Genomic DNA, 20,092 nt, shown 5'->3' on the forward strand with positions numbered 1-20,092 from the left:
TGCCATAATCCTGCTGGTTGCCCTGCCCTTTTACCTCATTATCGTTCTCCTTACCGTTAAAACCATAACGGTAGGCCTGTGCGCCAGGGTTGATAAAATCGCGGCCGTTCATCTGCCCACCAAAAGCGTAGTAGTCGTTACTGTTAATTACATCGGGTACATAAGTATTGCCGCTTTGCAAACGGTTATCGCTCACCACCGCCATAACGTTACCCAGGTGGTTACTCAACTCAAAGAACTTAAGGCCATAGTTGTTCCAAATACTGCTACCATTGGCTGTAGCTAAATTAAGGTTTGGTTTCCACATTCCCAAACGGCTACTGCCATACAGCTGTTGCTCGCGCCAGTTGCTGGTATTGCCCGCATTATCATAAACCGCCAAGCTGTTGCCCTGGACATCGCGTACATAATAAGTAGTGATATTATTGTAGAGCTTGCTTACCCGGTTGCCCGATGGATCATAAGTATAATCAATGCCCCCGCTATTTTTGCTAATGCTCCTGATTTTACCATATACACTCCAATCAATATTACTGATACCTTCGGCAGCATCAGTTTTTAAGTTGCCAATATCATCGTAGCTGTAATTGTTGTTGCTAATATCATTTCCATTGGTTACGCCAACGGCATCGTTTACAGCGGCCAGGCGGTTATTAATAAGTTTGCCCGCTGCATTACGGTTGTAGGCATAGCTCAGATTATCCATGGCATTGCCATTCTGGTTATTGCGCTGCAGGTTTAAAATGTTTCCGTTACCATCGTAATTAAAACTTTCTTTAAACTTATTGCTCGCACTGGCAAAATTCCAGTTACCGGTACCCAAATCATGCTGGTTTACATTTTTAATCCGGTTTAACTGATCGTAACCGTAACTGTAACCAACGGTTGCACCACTGTTAATACCTGCAATGGCGTAAGTGCTGTTACTGATATTACCGTTAAACAACGGCTTACCCGTAAGATCGCCATTGGTCCCCACATAGGTGTTGGCAAAAGCACCATTGCCACCAATTGGGCTGTAATCGCCATTGTAATAGCCCAGGCTATAAGCCAGTGCATCTTTGGCAATGGTTGCGTTCTGGCCGTTTCCGGCATCGACACCCATTTCTATACCTGGGTTTAATTGGGTTCCATTTACACCTTTTAACCAACCTTGCAGGGTATAAGCATAATCCATTCCCTGTACTTTCTCCAGGTTGCGGCCAAGTTCCATCCTGGCCAGCGGGCCATGCAGGTAATATTGGTAGCTGGCATCCAGACGCCGGCTTGGATCAGTCAGCGTACTACCAAAACCATAATTAACTACATTGGCCTGGGTACTGCTCCATGCAGCGGTTAAGCGATTATCGGCATCATATTTATATTGATAATAAAAGGCATCGTTCTGGCCATGCTGATAAGCCAGAAAATTAACTTTACCGCTAATTAAATCGTATTCGTAATTGATGGTTTTTAAACCCAGTCCGTTAATCTGCTGGTATAACGTTTTCACATTACCACTTACATCATAGTTATAATACGTTGCATTAATGGCTGATGTTCCCGCTGTTTCGCGGTATACACTGGCCGATACCCGTTTACGCGGATGATCCTGCCCCAGGTTGGTCAATGTACCATTACCGCTAATCAAACCATCATAGTAAGTTTGGGTAATCTGGGTATTACTTCCTGAGCTTAAAAAGTTACGGTAAAAAGTATTGTCTACGTAAGCCGGTTCGGTTAAACCGCTGCTTGTCGTATTTTTCTGGCCTACCTCTTTTATCCTGCCCAATGCATCATAATCGGTATAGCTAAAATTATTACCTGTGGCCTGTTTTGCATTTTGCGAAATCACCAAACGGCTGAGGTAATCGTACCAGAACTTGCTGGTACCGGCATCAGGGGTATATTGTTTTACCACCTGGTTGGTGGCGTTGTAAGCATAAGTGGTGGTTAACCGGTGTAAAGGATAAGTACCATTAAACTGGGTTTCCAGGGTACTGTTTTCGGCAATGGTGGTAGGTTCGCCCGCTGCCGGTATGTTGAAACGGTACCAGGCCAAAGCAGTGCCATCGGCAACGGCAAAGCAGGGGCTTGCGGCGTTGGCGGTAATTTCGCCGGCGCCCATTAAACGCCCGTTATAAATACGCAGGTGTTTTAGGTTAGTAAAATTGCGCGGCATATTGATCGGGTTACTGGTAATGGTCCAGCCACAACCTGCCGCAGGTGCACCTGCCACCGGACTATAAGATTTTCCGTTTACCCAGATCTGTGCAATACCCTGCGCAAGATCTGCTCCCTGTACCACCACGTGTGTCCATGGCGATAATGGTAAAATATCGCTCACATTGGCAGTTATGTGCCTGCTTAATACAATACTTACCTGATCTGCTGCCGTTTGGTTTAAGGTAAAAATATCAACATTAACCAGGTTGCCGTTTACGCAGGCCTGTAACATGTATTTCATATCGGGCGTGGCGGCAATAAACTGTTTGCCCCCATCGGCATCCGTATGCAACCACATTTCTACCGCGGTATTGCCGTGCGCCTGTAGAGTATTGCTTAGGGTTTGTAAAGCCGTATTCTGATCGGCCGCAGTTAGCGGGCCATTATAATTGCAATCTTCAGGCTGTGCTTTTCTGCCACGCTGTACCAGTTCAATTTCGTTATCGGTTAAAAGTGTTACCCCTTCCGGCGGCACGGTACGGATGAGGTTACCAGCCAGATCATAATAGTATAACGTATAGTGATAAATCTGTTGTGAAGCCTTAAGCATCACATTAGCCTTTGCAGCTGCACAGGTATTCACATAGGCATTAACAAATTTTCTTTTCTCTTCATTAATATAACTGCTGTATTGCTCGCTCCCCGTTCCGTAAGCCTGATCGATTAATGTTTTTACGCATGCCATCGGATCAACAGGTGCGGCAACATAAGGAGGCTCGTTACACAATAGGTCGCGGTTGCTGGAACTGTAATCCACGTAATCCTGGTACGATAGGAAAAAGCCGAATTTCTGGTTTAAATAGTTGCTAAAAATAGTTTCGTAATGGGCAGATGCCGGATTTAAACTATTGCCAAAAGCAGTATTTAAATCGGAAACAACTGTATTATAAGCATTTCTGGTTATACAACCAGTTGCCCCTGCGTCCAGAAAAACAGGGAGTTTGATATCATAATCCAATAAATGTTTGCAATTGGTGCAGCCTTTAATCAGGGTATTTAATTCTGCTTCGCTTAAAGTCATTGCACCACCGTATTGTGCCACCAGTGTATTGTAAAAACCGGAGGTACCATAACCCGGCAGGTTCATTAACTTAGTACAGATCGCATCTGTAGTAGCGGAGATGGAAACCTGGGTAGGTTGCTGGATCACCTCATACGGATAGGGCGAATCGATTAACCATGGGTTCAGCAGATCGGTAAAAGCATTAATTCCTAGCGTGTATTTAATGACGTCGCCAAAATTTCTGGCCGCATGTCCATTAATATTTATAGTAGTTGAGCCGGGTAAACTACTGGCACCAAAAGGATGATCGAGGTCTCCTCCCAGCGTACATAAAGTGATTAAGTTGTTTCTGAGTTCATCTATTTTTGAGGTGAAGTTACCCGCTTCCAATCCTTTTTGAAGACGCTGAATCCAGCCATCGGCACTACCGGTACAGGAAGTATTGATCTGGCTGGTTAATGCAGCATATTGCTCTGCCTTATACTGCGCCTCGGTTAAACCTGTTTTGGGTGCGATGATATCTGGATCGAACCTGCTCTTTTTTTCGGCATAAATGGCCGGGCAGTTGGCTGGTGGTGGCGTTGAAGTGCAAAAACTTGCACCTGATATGGTATTCTGGTTTAAATATACCTTTTGGAACGGACTACAATTCTGTACTTGTATGTAATAGGTCGAGTCGTAAAAATAAGTAGCAGAGCTTTGTCCGTTTGGAACTGATATGACTACGGATTCGTATGTACTTGAGTAGTCGTGGTCAACCCTGAAATTTACAGTTACCTGTACATCCATATGGAATGATACCGGACTACCATTCTGATCAACCAGTTCTACCGTTGTTTTTCTGGGATTGTGAAAGTAATAACCATAACAATCTATATATTTCGAAATATTACCATCGTTTAAGTTGGCCTCATCGCTTATTTTTGCACAAACAGTAACCGTATTTGAAACCCGCATTGCATTTTCCTCTTGCGGCGCACTGCTCCTCATGGTCATTGATGGTGTAGCGGCGAGCTCTGGCTGATACCTGGCTACCCAAACATCTCTATAAATCTGATAACTCCCTTTCTCATTTTGTACCGCGAAATAGGGTTTAAATTCATATTCGCCAAATTGGCCTGGCGTTTCTGATACAGGCGTATCAATATCACTTCTTCTGGCCTGTGTTGTAGCATTTCTATTGGCCTCCTGGTTGTTTACTTTATTAATGCTGTAAATATTATTGCTGTCAAAATCGGCGACAACTTTCTGTTGATTAGTATTGTTGGCCATTAACTGCATGGTAATTTCGCAAGGCGGCTGTTCTACGTAATTGCTGTTGGCTTCAACTGCTTTAAAGAGTGCTGTTGGCTGCTGATCACATGGATTACCGCCACCTCCCCCGCCTCCGCCACCGCCACCAATATAGTTATTACAGATACTTACCCATACATTATTAAATAAGTAACTTGTATTATTATAAAAAACGGTATAACAAGGATAAAAAGTAAGATCGCTATTATATAAACCTCCGTTACAGCCTACAGCGGGTGGATCAGCTTCATCATAACCTTCAAAAATGGTATATTGATATTGATAAGGATAATTAACGGTATAATAAGAACCATAACCATAACTGCCATCGGGTGTTAAACTGCCCTGAAAAGCACAACCGGCAGGAATAGTTTCTGTACAGGTCATTTCCCATACATTGGTGTACCTTATGGTTGCCCCCGATGGCATAGTAACGTCTAAGCAGCTGTAAAACTGCCTGGTTCCCAGATTGCTGCAAGTAATGGCGGGCGGTGCACTATGCATTCCCGTAATGTAAGTATATGTTACCTGCTGGTTATTGAGGTAGTCGAATGTTTTATAGCTATTTGGAGACAGTTGCTGTGTAGATGCTGCGAATATTCTTGTCGAGCAATCGCCATTGTTAGTATAATCATATTCAGCACTCACAGGTTTCCCTATGGTACAGGCAGTAGCAGGATTACAGGTTTCGTTATTTCGGATTATTTCTATATACTTTTCTTTAAGCTCCAGATAATAATCGCGGTAAAGTTGCCATTCGCGGTTTTCTACCCTACAGGCATCATTGGGGCTGCAGGTATTCCAGTTCTGTGCGGTTGTATTTACCCCTAAATTGGTAGTACCGGTTGTGTCTGCACAATAAAGCACGAAATCAATAAAACCATTGATATTTTTTACAGCAACATCATTACGCCCGGTTTTTACCACACTGAAATTATTCAGGTCGAATTCCATATTGCTCTTGTAGGTAGCATACGCGGGATTAGTAAAAAAGGGATCGGTATTGAGCAGCCAGTTTACCGGATTATTGCGGTGGTAACCAATTGCTGCTGCCGTTTCTATTTCCTTTAATCGGTTGTCCCATGCTTTTTCTCCGGAGTGGTTAATGCAAAACTGAAGTTTGCAATATTCGGGGTGGAAACGGAGAAATTGTTCTGCCCAATCGGGTTTCCAGTACTTTACCAGGTCAGCTAATGTAAATGAGGCATCATATGGATATATAATACTGCCATCCTCTTTGGTTACGGCACTATTGATATAGGCGGGATCAGCACTATCCAGGTTATCAAATGCACCATGTTTAAAATATAGCTGCAGTACGTTGGTAGCCGTCTCTAAAAAGTTACCAGAATCATCAACCATGGCATATTGTCCGCCGGGTGAAACATCCAGCAACATGGGGTTGCGGTAATCATCGCAAGGGCTGGCTGTGCTTACACAAGCTGCTTCAAGTGCCGCTACTTTATTTAAAAGATCATCATAAGTACTTGAAATCAGGTTCTGATAAGCACCCGGGGCTTCGCAAAGCTGATTAAGCCTGGCGATAAACATGGCTGTAAAATCTGCCTTGTTGCCTAGTTTTGCCCTTGCTGTTTTACAATCGGCAAAACAATCCTGAAAGCGGCTTTCGGCAAGATACCTCAATACAAAATCAGACTGTTTTTGAAGATAAAGCGCATTCTGGCCTTTTTTTACATATTCGTCTGTAAAGTAATTGATTACTTTTTCGCTCAGATTAAAATTAAAGGTAATGTAATATTCGCCAATCTGGTTAAATGCCGTTTCAATAGTACCGTTATATACCCCTCCATCATCACAATTTGAGGCATCAGCGCCAATTTTAACAGGAGTAGCCGTATTATACACCACAACATTACAATTATCCCGTATGGTAATGCCCAGTTCATAATAGCAATTACTGCAGGGTTGAAAAGTGGTACCCGGATATTGTGCAATCAATTTTTCTATATCATACTTTAGCGTAACAAGGCCAGGTACCGATGCAGTATAAGTGGTAGTTGCATTCAGGCTTAAACGGCTGGCATCAAAATTAAATTGCTCTGGTTTTAATATTTTCATGTTAAGCTCCTGTGCAGCAGGTTTGTTATCCAGGCTGGTAACATTATCAGGTGTATTACCGGTTAATGCCGTTGCAATAGTTTTACCACTGGCATTCAGGTAGCTGATACTGATCTGTCCGTTTGGATCGATCACCATATTTTTAAGGTAATGCTCAGCAAAACCTACGTCGTTACCAAATAGCCTGTCCAATTCCCATTGTTCAGGTTTACCATAATAATATCTGGTGGTATGCTTTTCGCTGGTGCCAGGCTGGAAAGTATAACCTACACCACCCTGTAATTTTATCCTACCTGTATTATCCGGCGTATACTGCGTTACTGATAAAGGATAACCGCCAGCATCAGGAATATATTGATTAAATGAGGTGAGGTTTTTAAACTGATTTTGTGTTGAATAATAGCGTGATGCGCCGGATGATATGTTTAAAGCCGATGGCAAAGGTTCGCAGTTGGCCGCATTTAAATCGGTATAACTATAGGGTAAATTGCTGGCATTCCGGTTAAAAGCAGGAAAATAATGCAGAGATTGGCTGGTTGTACTTTCTCTAACCGGAGCAGGTAAAATACTCGCTGCAGCACGCCCAAACTCATCGTAAACATTTTCTTGTACAACAGCTACATCATCACTGTTGTTGAGGGTTACGGTTTGGCGCCCCCTCAACGAGCCATCAAAATAACTGACTACTTCTTTCTTTTTTCCTTCTTCGGCGTAAGTAACAGCATATTGCCAGTTTAAATTCTGCTGATGCCAGCCCGGCTCCCATATTGCATAGTTATTATTGTTATCCTGTTTGTAAAACCATTCACCGATATTTCTGAGCCCATCGTTAGTGTATTGCACCTGCCTCATCCTCACCAATATATATTTGGCATTATACAACAAAGAAATGGTATAGTTATTTTCGTGAGTGGTGATCCGCGTGGCATTGTTTCTGAAGATGGCTCCAATATCATCATTAGAATATGCTCCGCTATTTGATTTTAATGCGTCTGCAATTGTTTCCCATTCCGATCCATTATCAATACTTACCCACTCGATATCATATTCTTCTGCCCCGGGTATTAAAGACCAGCTCAACTTTAACTGATTATCCTGAACGGTTCCGACGCTTAACCGCTGCATACCTTTAGTTTTGGACTGTACTGCCTGTTCGCCATTAATACCTAAAAACAAATAAGGTTTAAATGCATATTTACGGTCGATATTGATCATGCTGCTCAATTGCAGCACAGGAGGTAGCTGAGTTCCAAATTCCGGACTGTTAATGGATACCACATATACCTTTACGTAATAACCATTTTGAAAACTATAGGTGTCTATCCCTTTATAAACTGCTCCTGCATTTTTATCATAATTTACCTTAAGCTCAATATCATCAATTTTGGTTGCATCGATCTGCGCCGGAGAACTAAAATACTCAATCCTGATTTTTAAGGTACAGCTAAAAGACTGGCTAATGGCCTGTTCATCCAAAACCTGCAAGTTAATGCTGTTTTTAACTGAAATATTGGTGATATCGGCCCAGTTGAACGATGTATTTTTAAACTTTTCGTCTTTTACCAATAAGGAGTCGCCAGCTTTAATGTTCCCTTTCAAAAAATTTTGATAGGGTTCTACCGCTGCAAATGCATATTGTTGCAGCAATACCAATAAAGAAACCACAAAAATAAAACGGAGCGTTTTTAACATAACTAAATATTCTTAATAATATCTTATTTCAATCAGGCATCCATTACCTGATTATTCTTATCTCAATAAGTTAAAACACCATAGGTGTTTAGTCGCGCACCTTGCTGCTTGGCTTTTCCTTTAATTGAACGGCAGGTGGCAAGCTACAATTAACGGCCTATCTCAATTACTTCGTAACCTGTATAGGCATGGACAGCTTTAAACCCGTGATCTGATTTCGCCAGTATCCGTTCTATGGACAATAACGCAGTTTCGTTCAGGTTGCTCCTTTCTGAATATTTCATCAAAATGGTTTTATCCATTTTTGAATTTAAGGGATCTTCGAGGTTACTTAACCGGATAAAAACTTCGGTTGGCTTGAATGTATCACGATTAAAGGTTAGGCTATATTCCTTGCAGGTTACATGATGTGGATTGATAATGGATATTTTACGAAATCCTTCCGGAGCAGGCATTTCCACCACACGATATCTTTCCCCGCGTAAGCCTGAAACGAGTTTTTCTATCTGGGGGAACATCAGTTGCGGGTTTATGCTTTTGTGCGGCGAAAGCATGATTTTTTTTTGCTGTCCATCTATCTGCACACAATACGCGCTCGTATTGATCATTTCTACCAAATTCATCTTATAGTAGAAACTACTGTCTTTTTTAATAAAACAATAAGCGGCATTATCAACATTTACCGAGCTGTCACTCCCATCGTGAACACTTAAGGTACCTGACAGGGTAAGATCATGGGCATTAAAATCGATGGCCTTCGCGGCCAAAGTAAATAATTTCAGTTTTGCGGTATCGATATGAATGGTTTCAACGGTATCTTGTGCAACTACTACAGTTGCTTCGCTTTTATTCGCCGCTATTTTTGCACTCGCAATGGCAACAAAAAGGATAGCCGCAAGGCCAACTGACGAAAAGAATAGTTTTTTATGTAAGGTTTTCATTAGTTCTTTTTTCTGTAAGATGAGCGGCTTTCTTTAATGGTAGCAATGCCCCTTTCGGTTTCTTTCTTCACCCTGATCAATGATCCCTCATCATCATATTCATAGAAGGTTGCAAAAGCGTTTTCATCCAACTCTGCCATGAGTTTAAAATTACGGCTATCGTAAGTGTATGATTTTAAAAGGGCATCTTTTGGATGTATCCTGATATCATCAATGTAAATTCCGCCATAATTGGCTTTCAGCAGGAGATCCATTTTATGATATCCGCTCACCTGGGTATTGATTCTGCCTTCCAATAATTTCCATCCTTCTACAACCGCTTTATAGTTTAATGTTATCGGGTAGTTGTAGCCATAACTAGGTACCTGATAATAAGCACTGACGTTAACACTTTTATTTGTTGGCTGGTTATCTTTTACCCAAACGTTAAAAATATATTCGTTTCCCTGTACCGGTTCAAAACCGCGAGGCAGTAAACCATAATTATTGAGCAGGTTAAATTCGCCATTGTTGTTCCTCGTGAGGTAAGGTGAGATTTTTTGCTCTTTATTATGTTTTACAGTAGAAAGTACAATCCCATCAGTTGACAGCGCCAGGCTATATTTACCAGTGTGTGATACTAAATCAGAAATAGACCAATATAATGGTTGGTTATATGGCTTTGATACAAACTCTTTCACGATATTGGAATCTGGCACAACCACGTGGCGGTTGCGGTCTTCAAAACTGTTGACATAGATTTCCCTGTTTCTGGCATTTGATGCCACTGCCGATGGTAACTCACCCTTAAAATCAAAACTTGCAGCACTATATCGGTTTAAGGCATCTTTGTTTTCCAACTCCTGACCATATTTATCGTACTGGGTAATGATATTGGAAGTAATCCATTTAGGTTCCCAGAAATTTTCGACCAGATTTACCCAAGGAAAGCCCGTATTCCAGTAAGATTTAAAGTTCTTGAAGTACCCGGCGTTAGCAACGTTCATACCTTTCTTTCCTAAAGAGAATATATTATCATAAGCCCTAGTCTCCTGATATACTTTCTGTTGATACGGACGCCAGTTACCTTTTAGTCCTTGAATAAACGGGTTGTAGAAAGTACTATAGGTAAAGTGCCATGTTTTAGGTGCATTGAGCGATCTAAAACTTTGAATCTCATTTGTGTTTGCAAGATTTAATGTTGTAAAAATCGTTTTTGGCGGGTTACCGGCAGAAGATGCAAAAATCTGACCAATAGTGTTATCGTAAATTTCGACCCCTAAAGAACCTGGGTTTTGACTCCAGTTATGGCAACAGTTAGGCACATTGTAACCTTCAACTTCGATATTATGCGTTCCGGCTTCCAGATACAATGGAAAAATATTCCAATAATCACTTTGCCCTATATTGGTTAAGCCAGGTTGGAACACATTACCATCTATAGTAATGGTTATTCTATCATCACCGGCAAAGCCGATATAATATTGTTTACTTACCTCGGCATTAAATGTTGATGAAAACCCAACTGCCTCAGATAAAGCCGGTAAATCTTCACCTTGATATCTGTTTGGAAATATACCAATAGAAGCCATTCTGGTATTGAGGTAATTATTGCCAGAATTATAATAATAGTCTGGATTTCCCTGATATTCATTCGTACAATTTTCACAATAGGGGTCATAAGGATTATAAAAGCGAACTCCTAGCCTTCCGTGTTCAACATGATTTCCAACTAATCTGAAAATAAAATTAAAGGAGGTGTTTTCAATACGCTCTGTAACCTGCCCTTGTGCATCAACCGGCCATTCATCATCGTAAGTGGTTAGCGATGCGGATATTACCTTTAACTGACTTAAATCGCCGTTAATATTCAGTTTATTGTTTTTTATCGGATTATTAACTGATACAATACTTTCGGTTGAGGCCAATAAAGTATTTCTAAATCCTGAACGCACTACTTTAAAAGTTTTGGCTACTCCTTCACCTGTAATCGATTTTAACACTTTACCGTTGCGATCGATCAGTATTTTCGATGGTTCCAGGAGATTGACGGCAATTGTATTAGGATTAGTAGGGTTACCATGATAAATTGTACTTCGGTTATCTATAACCCAATAATGTGTTCCTGTTCCCAAATTAATTAATTCATCTCCCTGTGTTAATAAAGCCCAATAACTGTCATTAATTTCATATAGATTATTCAGGTACACATTTTTGAGAACCATCCCCAGGTTCTGGTAGGCTCCGCCCATTTTCCTGTAGGCCCAATAAGCCGGTAAATTAAGTGAATAATAATCTTTATTAAACTCATTCTGTGTTTTGGTTATCAGGGCTTCGCCGGTTACACCATCATAAGCAATATTTTCAACTGCAATAGAAGAACCGTTCTCCTTTTTAATCACGGTTTTAATCAAACCATTGGTTTGTATAACCTTTACCGCACAGGCTGATCTGAATAACTTGTATTCATTATTGCCATTAACAGGAAAATGAGGAATAACTAAAGGCGCGAAAATAAAAGGAATAACATCAACCCCTAAATTTACGGCAAGCCCGGTATTATTTGTTTCCTGCTCCCTAAAGTCAGTATAAAACTCTATATCTCTTCCAATTACGCCAGGACGAACATTTCCACTTGGTGCAACAATACTCACAGTATTATTTAACCTTTTTTCTACCGCATTTTGGTCGTCAACCTTATATTTATATTCCGTTGAGGATATATCTACTCCGGAACTATTAAATATACGGTTTGCCTTTGGTTTTCCATGCATATCGTTTAATTCTATGCAATAGCCCTGAGCGAGTACCAATTCTTCTATACTATTGGTCCGGATAAGAGAATAAGTACTTTGGGGTTTTGGGTTGTATTTTTTTAATGGCAAAACATTAACCCTGACCGGAAAATCTTTGGCGGTATAAAATTCGTTTACAACATAACCGGTTTTAGGAATCTGATCGGATGGTAAACTACCACCGGCTTCCAGATCCTTAATGGTTACTTTACTGTACCCAACACCGGGCGATGGATAGAGGGATTCGCCAAAAGGTGCCTCCAGTTCAAAATAATTGTTAATTGTTCCCTTTATTTTCTGAATATAGGGAACAGGCTGTTTTAAAGCATTTTCGTCATTACCGATAGATGGCTCATAAGTAGCTACCCCACTACTGATAGTGTTTCCATTAGCTGATGTAGTTTTGTATTCATAACTTTGGCCATAAACCCCTTTTGGGGTGTTGGTTCCCGTCAGCAAATCCCATTCATCTTTTATGGTAATTTGTTTAACCCTGGCACCACCTCCTAATTTAGCCTTTGCAGCCAAACTGATACGCGCAAAACTTTTACCTGATTCAACCGTGCTACAATAACCTTTTCGCTTGGCTTTTTGATAAAAATTTTCACGGAGTTCTTTCAGGTTTCCTGCAGCGTTCATAACAGCACTCACCGCTGCAGCAACGCCCGTATTCTGATTATCACCTACCCTGTTCTGATAGCCCGGATAGGCAAACTTTGGATATTCATTTTTCATCTTTTGCCATGCAGCAAAACGAATGGGGTTAGTTATTGTACCACCTTCAGTTATTTGCTCTAAACTTAGTTTTGCTATGCCCGAATTCACATCAACCGAGGTTACTTTACAATATGCGGATACAAAATCAATTCCATTATTACTGGAAGGTGCATTTGTAGTACTTACATTAATCTGCGATTTTGTATAGATATAATCAGAACCATTCAGATAGGTATTTTTGAACCACTGGGTTTGGTCCTGACCAGGCGGTGGATCAGAATCTACATTAAGCTGTATAATAGCATTAGGATTGGCTAGGGTCGTACCATCAGAAAAACTGTATGGAACCATCACTGCTGCGTGCTTATTTTGCACATAGGCATAATCGTCTGCTTCGTACATTACCCCGATATTTCCACCAGAAGGCAATTCAATATTACTAAGGTGCCATAAACCCACAGCCTGGTCTGCATAAGCTTTATCCTGTGTGGCATAAGGATATTCTTCATTTGTCAGATTTCCCGGATTGGTCTGATTTTTATAAGTACCCCAACGGTCGGTCATCATGATTCCATAAGGAATATCAACGCCATTTATTTTAGAATTGTAGGTGAAAATATAGGGGTGATATTGCCCCTTGTGGGTATTTCCGTATTCGAACCAAACCTTTTTTAACGTTAGTTTACCCCCGCCACTTGCAGTAGAATTTGGCGTACCTGGGCATAAATCATATCCATATTCAAATTTCACCACTTTAATTGGTTTGCTTAAATTCTCTTTTGAATACAGGCGGATTTCTTTTAAACATTTCTGTTTTGTGCCAATATCCAAAGCACCTTTCCAATCTGTTACCCCCAGGCCATCAAGCCTGTCTTCGGTAAGAAAGTAGGCGATTTTTGTTTTCGATTCGATCGAGTGAACATAATAGATTTCCTTTTCTCCGTAAACGATAGATCCCTTGTCATCATCCGGATCGGCTAATAAGCCCCTGTTTAAACTTCCTTCGGGTACATGTGCACCTCCGTTTTTCTTATTGCCAAAAGGAGTACGCCACCTATAGGAATTAATTTTGCTATAGTTAAATTTAATACCGGTCCCATTATCGTCCAAACTGATCCCATCTCCGGTTTTATCTACATAATCGGGAGATAAAATACCACTGATCAGATAACTGTAAGCATATGCTGGTTGCGAATCCTTATGATAATAATTATCAAGTCCCTGATTATGATTAATTTCATTGCCATTTAAAGGCACATCAACTTTTCCGCCACCATTATTTCCGGCATTGTTTACTGCAAATGAAATTTCTTCCTGACGTTTATTATAAACGGGAACACCATAAACCATTCGTTGTCCGGAGGTGTTTGTTATTGTTATTTCGGAAATATGATGTTTTTTCCTTAAGGTATCAACCCTTGAAACGCGTGTAGGCAATGCTGCACCTACTCCCATATTATTTGGATCAAAAGTCTGTGCATCTATAAAACTGTAGGTATCTATCGTTTTATTCAGGCCGGCCATGGATGCCTCTCCTGCAGTTAAATATGATATCGAGGTTCGCTGTATCTGGCGTTTATCTTTTTCTATTTTTTCGTTAGCCGGTAATGATACGTTGCCGCCAAAATTATTTACTGTACTAAAACTCTGTGAGGCAGTTTTATCGGAAGTTGAAATTGACAATGGAGTTGCTCCATGTATTTTAGAGACCATGGCACTGTCTTCGATATTTTTATCTTCTGCATCCCGAAAGAAAACGTGCTGCCTGGCCGGATTAGCAGTGGGTTCATCCTGAAAATCACCATTTTTTAGATAATTATTGTCGCTTGTCCATTTTCTGGTTACAAGTGAGGTAGATTGATTAAAAACAGTTACTCCACCATGTGCATAGGCACCAAATCCAATATCGCCACCAAGACTGGTCACTCTACTATTGTCCGCAACTTCATTATCAAAGTATACCCCTGTTCCACCCCTGTAGAGCCTGAATTGACCCGAACCTGTTTGACTATTATAGGTAAATACATCAGGTGTAGCAATGGGCAAAGCGAGGTTAGGCAATTCGGGTATTACCGGATTATCTTTTTCCCTGATAAAATCATGTATAGCTTTTTTTTGATTTTTTCCCTGCTCTGAATACAAATAACCATATTCCGGATTTCTGAATTTGCCCCCATTAGAGATATACCTCACACTCTTGTAACCTGTTCCGCCTGCACTCCCGTAAATGCCAAAAACGACTCCACCAACGTCTACACTAAAAGAACCATATTCTGAAGTATAAGGCACCTGAATTTTCGGCGTTACAGGTTCAGTGTTATAAGAGATGGATGAAGAGGTATTATAACTCATAAAACTCTTATTAAAACTTAATGCCTTTAAACCTGAGCGGCTATTGTACCCTAAAGAGGAACTGAAACCTGCGTTTACCAGGGTCTTTTCTTCTTTAAATGCGGATATAGCTAACGATGCATTTGGTGTAACATCTACTCCAGAAGCGGTATTGGATAAAATACCGATCCCCAAACCTGCTGTAAGCTGACCATCATTAGCCAATGAAAAAGACATACCGGCATTTGCACCGATTTCGGCACCTATACCCGTATAATTATCACTAAAAATACCAAAAGTGAGAGAGCCGTTTATTCCCGCCCCACCTTTAAAAGCCGTATTCTTTCCAAAGAGCTCTACTTTAGCGGTTAATTTACCGCCCACCGTTATTTTTGGCTTAGTATATTGTTCTGTTACCAGCTCATCTCCGCTTAAATCATCTGGTACGCCTCTTAACTGCCTGTTAATGGCGCCCACGTTCAGGTTCCAGCCCAAACCAACCCAGCTGGCTTCATCATCAATGCCCACCCCCGATTGATAGTTTAAATTGATGGGATAACCGTCAACATCCAATAATGGAATGTTGTATTTAAAATCTCCGCTAAATAAATCAACCATATCTGAAACACCAACAGGTTGAAAAGACTGCGCTTCTGGCTGAGCCGGACCTGACGTTAGTGCGTAAACACTTAAGGGCTGAAAAATTTGTATCAGCCACAGTGCCAGCAAAAATTTAGCAATAAATTTGGTCTTATTGATTAAAGTATATCCCATATTATTTGATCGTGAGCACGTATTTTTTTTTATTAATCATCTGATCCTGATAAATCAGTATATATTCTTTTGACGAAAGGTTTTGGTTATTGAATCCTACAAGAAATTCATAACTCCCTTTTATTCCATTGACTATGGGTTCCACATATTCGGGATATAACTTTGCATTGTTTTTAAGTAGATAAAAGCAACTGTCAGCGTGATACAGAAAAGATTCGGCAATTTTTTCTTTCCCTTGCTCCATAATTTTTTGATCAGGAAATACCCTAACCATAAAAGTCTGCATCCTATTATTTGATGTGTTTTTTTTTAATTGGGCCATTACCTTTATGTCCTTATCGAAATACTGGCCTGAAGGACTCTTAGCAGTACAGGAAATGATACCAAGTAACATTATTATAGCGTACTTTCTCATTCTGCGGGTTGTTTATAAAGAAATCTTAAACTTTTCTGACTGCCATCTGGCATTTGAATTTTCATGATATAGGAATAGTTATCATCAAATGAAAAATTATGGCTCAAATCAATATTAACTTTATTTTGACCACGTTTAAGCCTTAACTTCGGTAGTTTTTTTATCTTTTTTGAGGGGTTATTAATGCAGAGTACAGTGTATTTAAGCGGCTGGTCATGATAGGAATTAATCAGTGCAAACCTGATTTGCCCGTTTGCCACATAAAAATTGCCCTTAACCAAATCCTCTATATCCCGATATCCATAATCTTCAGGTACAGCCGTAGTCAAGCTATCCTGGCAGTTTACTTCGAACGACCAGATATCGGATCTGTTGATTATCGTTTGATCGCGGTAGGCGCTCACCTGCCAGGCATATTTTTTACCTGCAACCAATTCTTTCGAATTTGGTGGATAAACCAACAAATTGGCCACTACCCCTTTCTGGTTTACAATCGGCAAATTATAGTTTAGCGCTTCAACAGCATTTTGTTTATCCTTAATCTCTACCAGCATGACCTGGTAAAGTAAACCATCAACCTTGGGTACAGAGGGCTGCCAGGTAAGTAACGGGCGTTTTTCACAGATTTCATCCTGATCGTAAGGCTCAATCAGATCCAGTGGTGCCGGAGGGGTAATTTCATTATTAAAAGTCTGATCGATAATAATCTCCTGACTTGAAGAGGCTGAATAGATATTAAATTCATACTCGTAATCGCCCTGTGGAAAGTATTGGTTACGCCTGATAAAATTTGCTGTTGCATTCTGTGCCATGGCTACACTGGCTCTACGGGCCACTCCCGGCGGAATGATGTTATTCCCCGGTACAATGGTGAATGCTTCAGTTTGTATGGCAGCTATTTTTCCGGCGCGGGCTTCCCTAACAATAATGTTCATCCTCACCGATTTAACTCCAGACGAATTGTAGATAGATGCCCGGAAAAGTCCGTTAAGGGTATTACCATAAACCTCAGGAACAAATACGATACTGCTTTGCGCCCAAAGGTGGGAGGCCTGAAAAATAAAAAAAACGACTACTATTAATTTAAGCTTGCTCATTGTTTGTCGAGATAATAACGTATAGATAACTCTCCCCTGTTGGTCGAAAAAAGATCGGGATAGGTTGGGGTAATCAGGTTTTTGCGAATGTCTACGTAAGCGGAGATATCGAAATGTTTCTTCAGCAAAAACTGAATACTTTGTTTAATACCGGCCTGGCGGGCAAGATTTTGATTATCAAGATAACTTAGTCCGCTAGACATGGAAACGTTCCTAAATAAAAGATACTGCAAAGAAGCATCTGAGTTCAGCATATTGCCTAATATGGTGTTTGCATTAAGCTCGCGGTTGTAAAATACATTCCCTGAAAGTGAAAATTTCTTAAATACTATAGTCTGCACATAGTTTAATTGCATCAAACTCGAATTGCCCAACGATAGTGGATTGGCAATTGCCTGCTGTGCTACACTTACATGGCTAAAACCGCGCTGACCAAAAAGTTTATAATTTGAATGGAGATCAAGCTGGAATTTTTTAGCCGCATAAACCGGTATATTGCCCTGAGATACTTTATCCACTCCATTATCAATATATTTTAAACCTAAGTTGGTTGACCTGGAAACCCGGAATCTTGAATCGAGTTGTATATTGTGGTTGCTCCAATGCGAATTATCAGTTGCACTGACCGGCATTTTCTTAAAATCAGAACGTACCGAAAGCGTCATTTTATTGTGGAAGAAATTTTTGCGGATATTACCCCCAAACCTTAAATTGAGATTACCGATGCCCTGTTGGCCTGGGTTTTGAAAGCCCGCCCCAGCATAATTAACAAATACTGTACTTCTAAGTCCCGATTTTTTAGCATCAATGGAGTGGTTTAGCCCAACAGACATGGTTTGTAAAAAGTCATCCCTGAAATAATTGCCATTGGTATTTCTGTCAATCATAAGCTGATCCGGACCAAATGCAGCAAGCTCTTTATATTGGGTAGAAGATTTGGAAACATCAAAAGTAACTGTACCTGCTTTATTAAAATTAAAAGCCTGGCTAAGGGTAAACACCATGTTGTTGCGCGGCAAAGTATTTTGTGCAAAGCCGATGTTACCGTTAAACTGCCGATCATAAGTACCCACCCATGAAAGCTTGCCCGAGCCGAATGAAAAATTGGTAGTAGGTACACTTAAATAACTATACAATTTCGGAATTGTATAGGTAGAAGAGTTAAAACCAACATCTTTTGATGAGTTAAGATCACGGTTTGTACTCACGCCTACACTAACAGGTCCCCTTGCCGTACGTAAGGAGAAATGGAATCCATTTAAGAAAAGATCCCGATTAAGGAAACTACCGGGCAATTGATGACCAAAATTACCAGCCTGAAATTCCCGCAGCCGGGCATAACCTTTTTGTAAGAAGCCCATATCCTTTCCTTTAGAAAGTTCTGATACAAAGAAATCCTCCAGTTCTCTTTGTGAGATTTTACCCTGGGCAACTTTTTCGAGCAGTTCGAGTTTTTCGGGATCTAGACCGCTCTCGTAAACCGATTGCTGCACTTTTTGGATTTCGGTAAACAGCTCCTGCTTTTTAGCATTTAAAAGGTTGGTAAGCGAATCCTGCCCATTTTGGCTAAGCTGTCTGCCCCCATTCTGTGTCTGATTTTTAATTTCATCCGTAAACTCGTTCAATTTTCCTTTCAGTTCCAACTCATCCATTTTAAGCATGCTCCTTAAATTTTGTGGATTGTTTAAATAGGCCTGCAGTTTTGGGGAAGCAGAAAGATCGATGTTTTTAGCAATCTTATCCTGTATCTTTTTACGGAGGAAAGATTCGGCAGTTTGTCCGCTTAATATGTTTTTACGCAGATTACGGTACCTATCCAAGTCGGCCTTAAAAAACTCGTTAAAGCTGGGTTTAGGTAAATTGAATTTAAAAAGATTGCCCTGATCGAACCTGAAATCGCGCATGACCGTATAATTATTGGCCAGCGAAAGATCGATTGGGATATTGTATATTTTTAGCTGCCCCGCAAAGGTTACGTTGTTCAACAGGTTTTTACCGTTGGCAGGATTTTGCGTTTTAATGTACTGGGTTTCATTTCCTACAGAAACATCGCTAAGTTGTATTTTATTGCCCTTATTAAGCGTATCTTTCTTAAATAGCTTAGCAATATCAGATTGTTTTACCCGCTGATCTGCCTGAGCTAATACCGATTTTTTAGCAGTCTGAATTTTGTCTTTCGCCAAAGAATCGGCTTTAGATAGCTTTTGCTTCCCAAATTTAAGTGAATCAATAAGGCTTTGCTTCGTTTTAACATATTTCGCTGTTGTTTCTGCTGAAATATTTACAGGTTTTCCATTAGGTGCTTTTTTTAGGGAATCTTTTTTTACCAATCCGGTTAAATCTGGTTGATTAAAACTTTGCTTCACCTGTGAGACAATCGCTCTTTTCGTTGTTTTGATTTTCTGTAAAGCCAGAGAATCTAATTTCTGAATTTTCTGCTTGCCCAATTTCAGGCTGTCTGCAGCAGCCTGCCCTATTGAAGGAAGCTGCGCAAAAAGCTGCACCGATTGCAGGCAGAAGAATACCAGCACAGTAGCTGTTATTAGGGCTTTGTTCATACGTTATTTAGCGTTGCTTTATCAAGGCTTTCCACACCATTAGGCAATAGCAGGAACAGACATCAATAAAGCGTTAATTTGTTTGATTGCTGAGCCGGAGAACTCATTTTCGAATATCATCATAAAATAAGGGGCAAAAAAGCTCAACAAAGCCCTTTTCCACAGACAGTAACTTTCTGCTGACGAAAGCGACCTAATGTTTGATGAAACCCA

General features: G+C 40.5%; 6 protein-coding genes. All 6 read right to left on the reverse strand.

Annotated elements, in window-relative coordinates; translation table 11 throughout:
- Positions 1–8,272: DUF6443 domain-containing protein (locus QZ738_RS05185; protein WP_293785334.1), on the reverse strand; the 8,272-nt coding region annotated here is incomplete at its 3' end.
- Between the two features lie 149 nt (positions 8,273–8,421).
- Complete coding sequence (locus tag QZ738_RS05190) at positions 8,422–9,213, reverse strand: hypothetical protein (protein WP_293785336.1); 792 nt, start codon at positions 9,211–9,213, stop codon at positions 8,422–8,424.
- A complete protein-coding gene (locus QZ738_RS05195; protein WP_293785338.1) occupies positions 9,213–15,809 on the reverse strand; it encodes a hypothetical protein in 6,597 nt (2,198 codons plus the stop codon). Before QZ738_RS05195 ends, QZ738_RS05190 begins: the two co-directional genes overlap by 1 nt.
- A 1-nt stretch (position 15,810) precedes the next feature.
- Positions 15,811–16,224 (reverse strand): hypothetical protein, encoded by a 414-nt coding sequence (locus tag QZ738_RS05200; protein WP_293785340.1) that lies wholly within the window; start codon positions 16,222–16,224, stop codon positions 15,811–15,813.
- Positions 16,221–17,321 (reverse strand): DUF928 domain-containing protein, encoded by a 1,101-nt coding sequence (locus QZ738_RS05205; protein ID WP_293785342.1) that lies wholly within the window; start codon positions 17,319–17,321, stop codon positions 16,221–16,223. Before QZ738_RS05205 ends, QZ738_RS05200 begins: the two co-directional genes overlap by 4 nt.
- Positions 17,318–19,879, reverse strand: a complete 2,562-nt coding sequence (locus QZ738_RS05210; RefSeq protein ID WP_293785344.1) for a hypothetical protein — start codon at positions 19,877–19,879, stop codon at positions 17,318–17,320. The genes QZ738_RS05205 and QZ738_RS05210 overlap by 4 nt, the downstream gene beginning before the upstream one ends.
- Positions 19,880–20,092: the final 213 nt, after the last annotated feature.

This window comes from uncultured Pedobacter sp., assembly GCF_913776295.1.
In the GTDB taxonomy this organism is placed as follows: domain Bacteria; phylum Bacteroidota; class Bacteroidia; order Sphingobacteriales; family Sphingobacteriaceae; genus Pedobacter.

What these genes read in the sequence shown, in the direction of transcription:
- QZ738_RS05210 (WP_293785344.1), bottom strand. Translation starts at nt 19,879, where the DNA reads ATGAACAAAGCCCTAATAACAGCTACTGTGCTGGTATTCTTCTGCCTG.
- QZ738_RS05205 (WP_293785342.1), bottom strand. Translation starts at nt 17,321, where the DNA reads ATGAGCAAGCTTAAATTAATAGTAGTCGTTTTTTTTATTTTTCAGGCC.
- QZ738_RS05195 (WP_293785338.1), bottom strand. Translation starts at nt 15,809, where the DNA reads ATGGGATATACTTTAATCAATAAGACCAAATTTATTGCTAAATTTTTG.
- QZ738_RS05190 (WP_293785336.1), bottom strand. Translation starts at nt 9,213, where the DNA reads ATGAAAACCTTACATAAAAAACTATTCTTTTCGTCAGTTGGCCTTGCG.
- QZ738_RS05200 (WP_293785340.1), bottom strand. Translation starts at nt 16,224, where the DNA reads ATGAGAAAGTACGCTATAATAATGTTACTTGGTATCATTTCCTGTACT.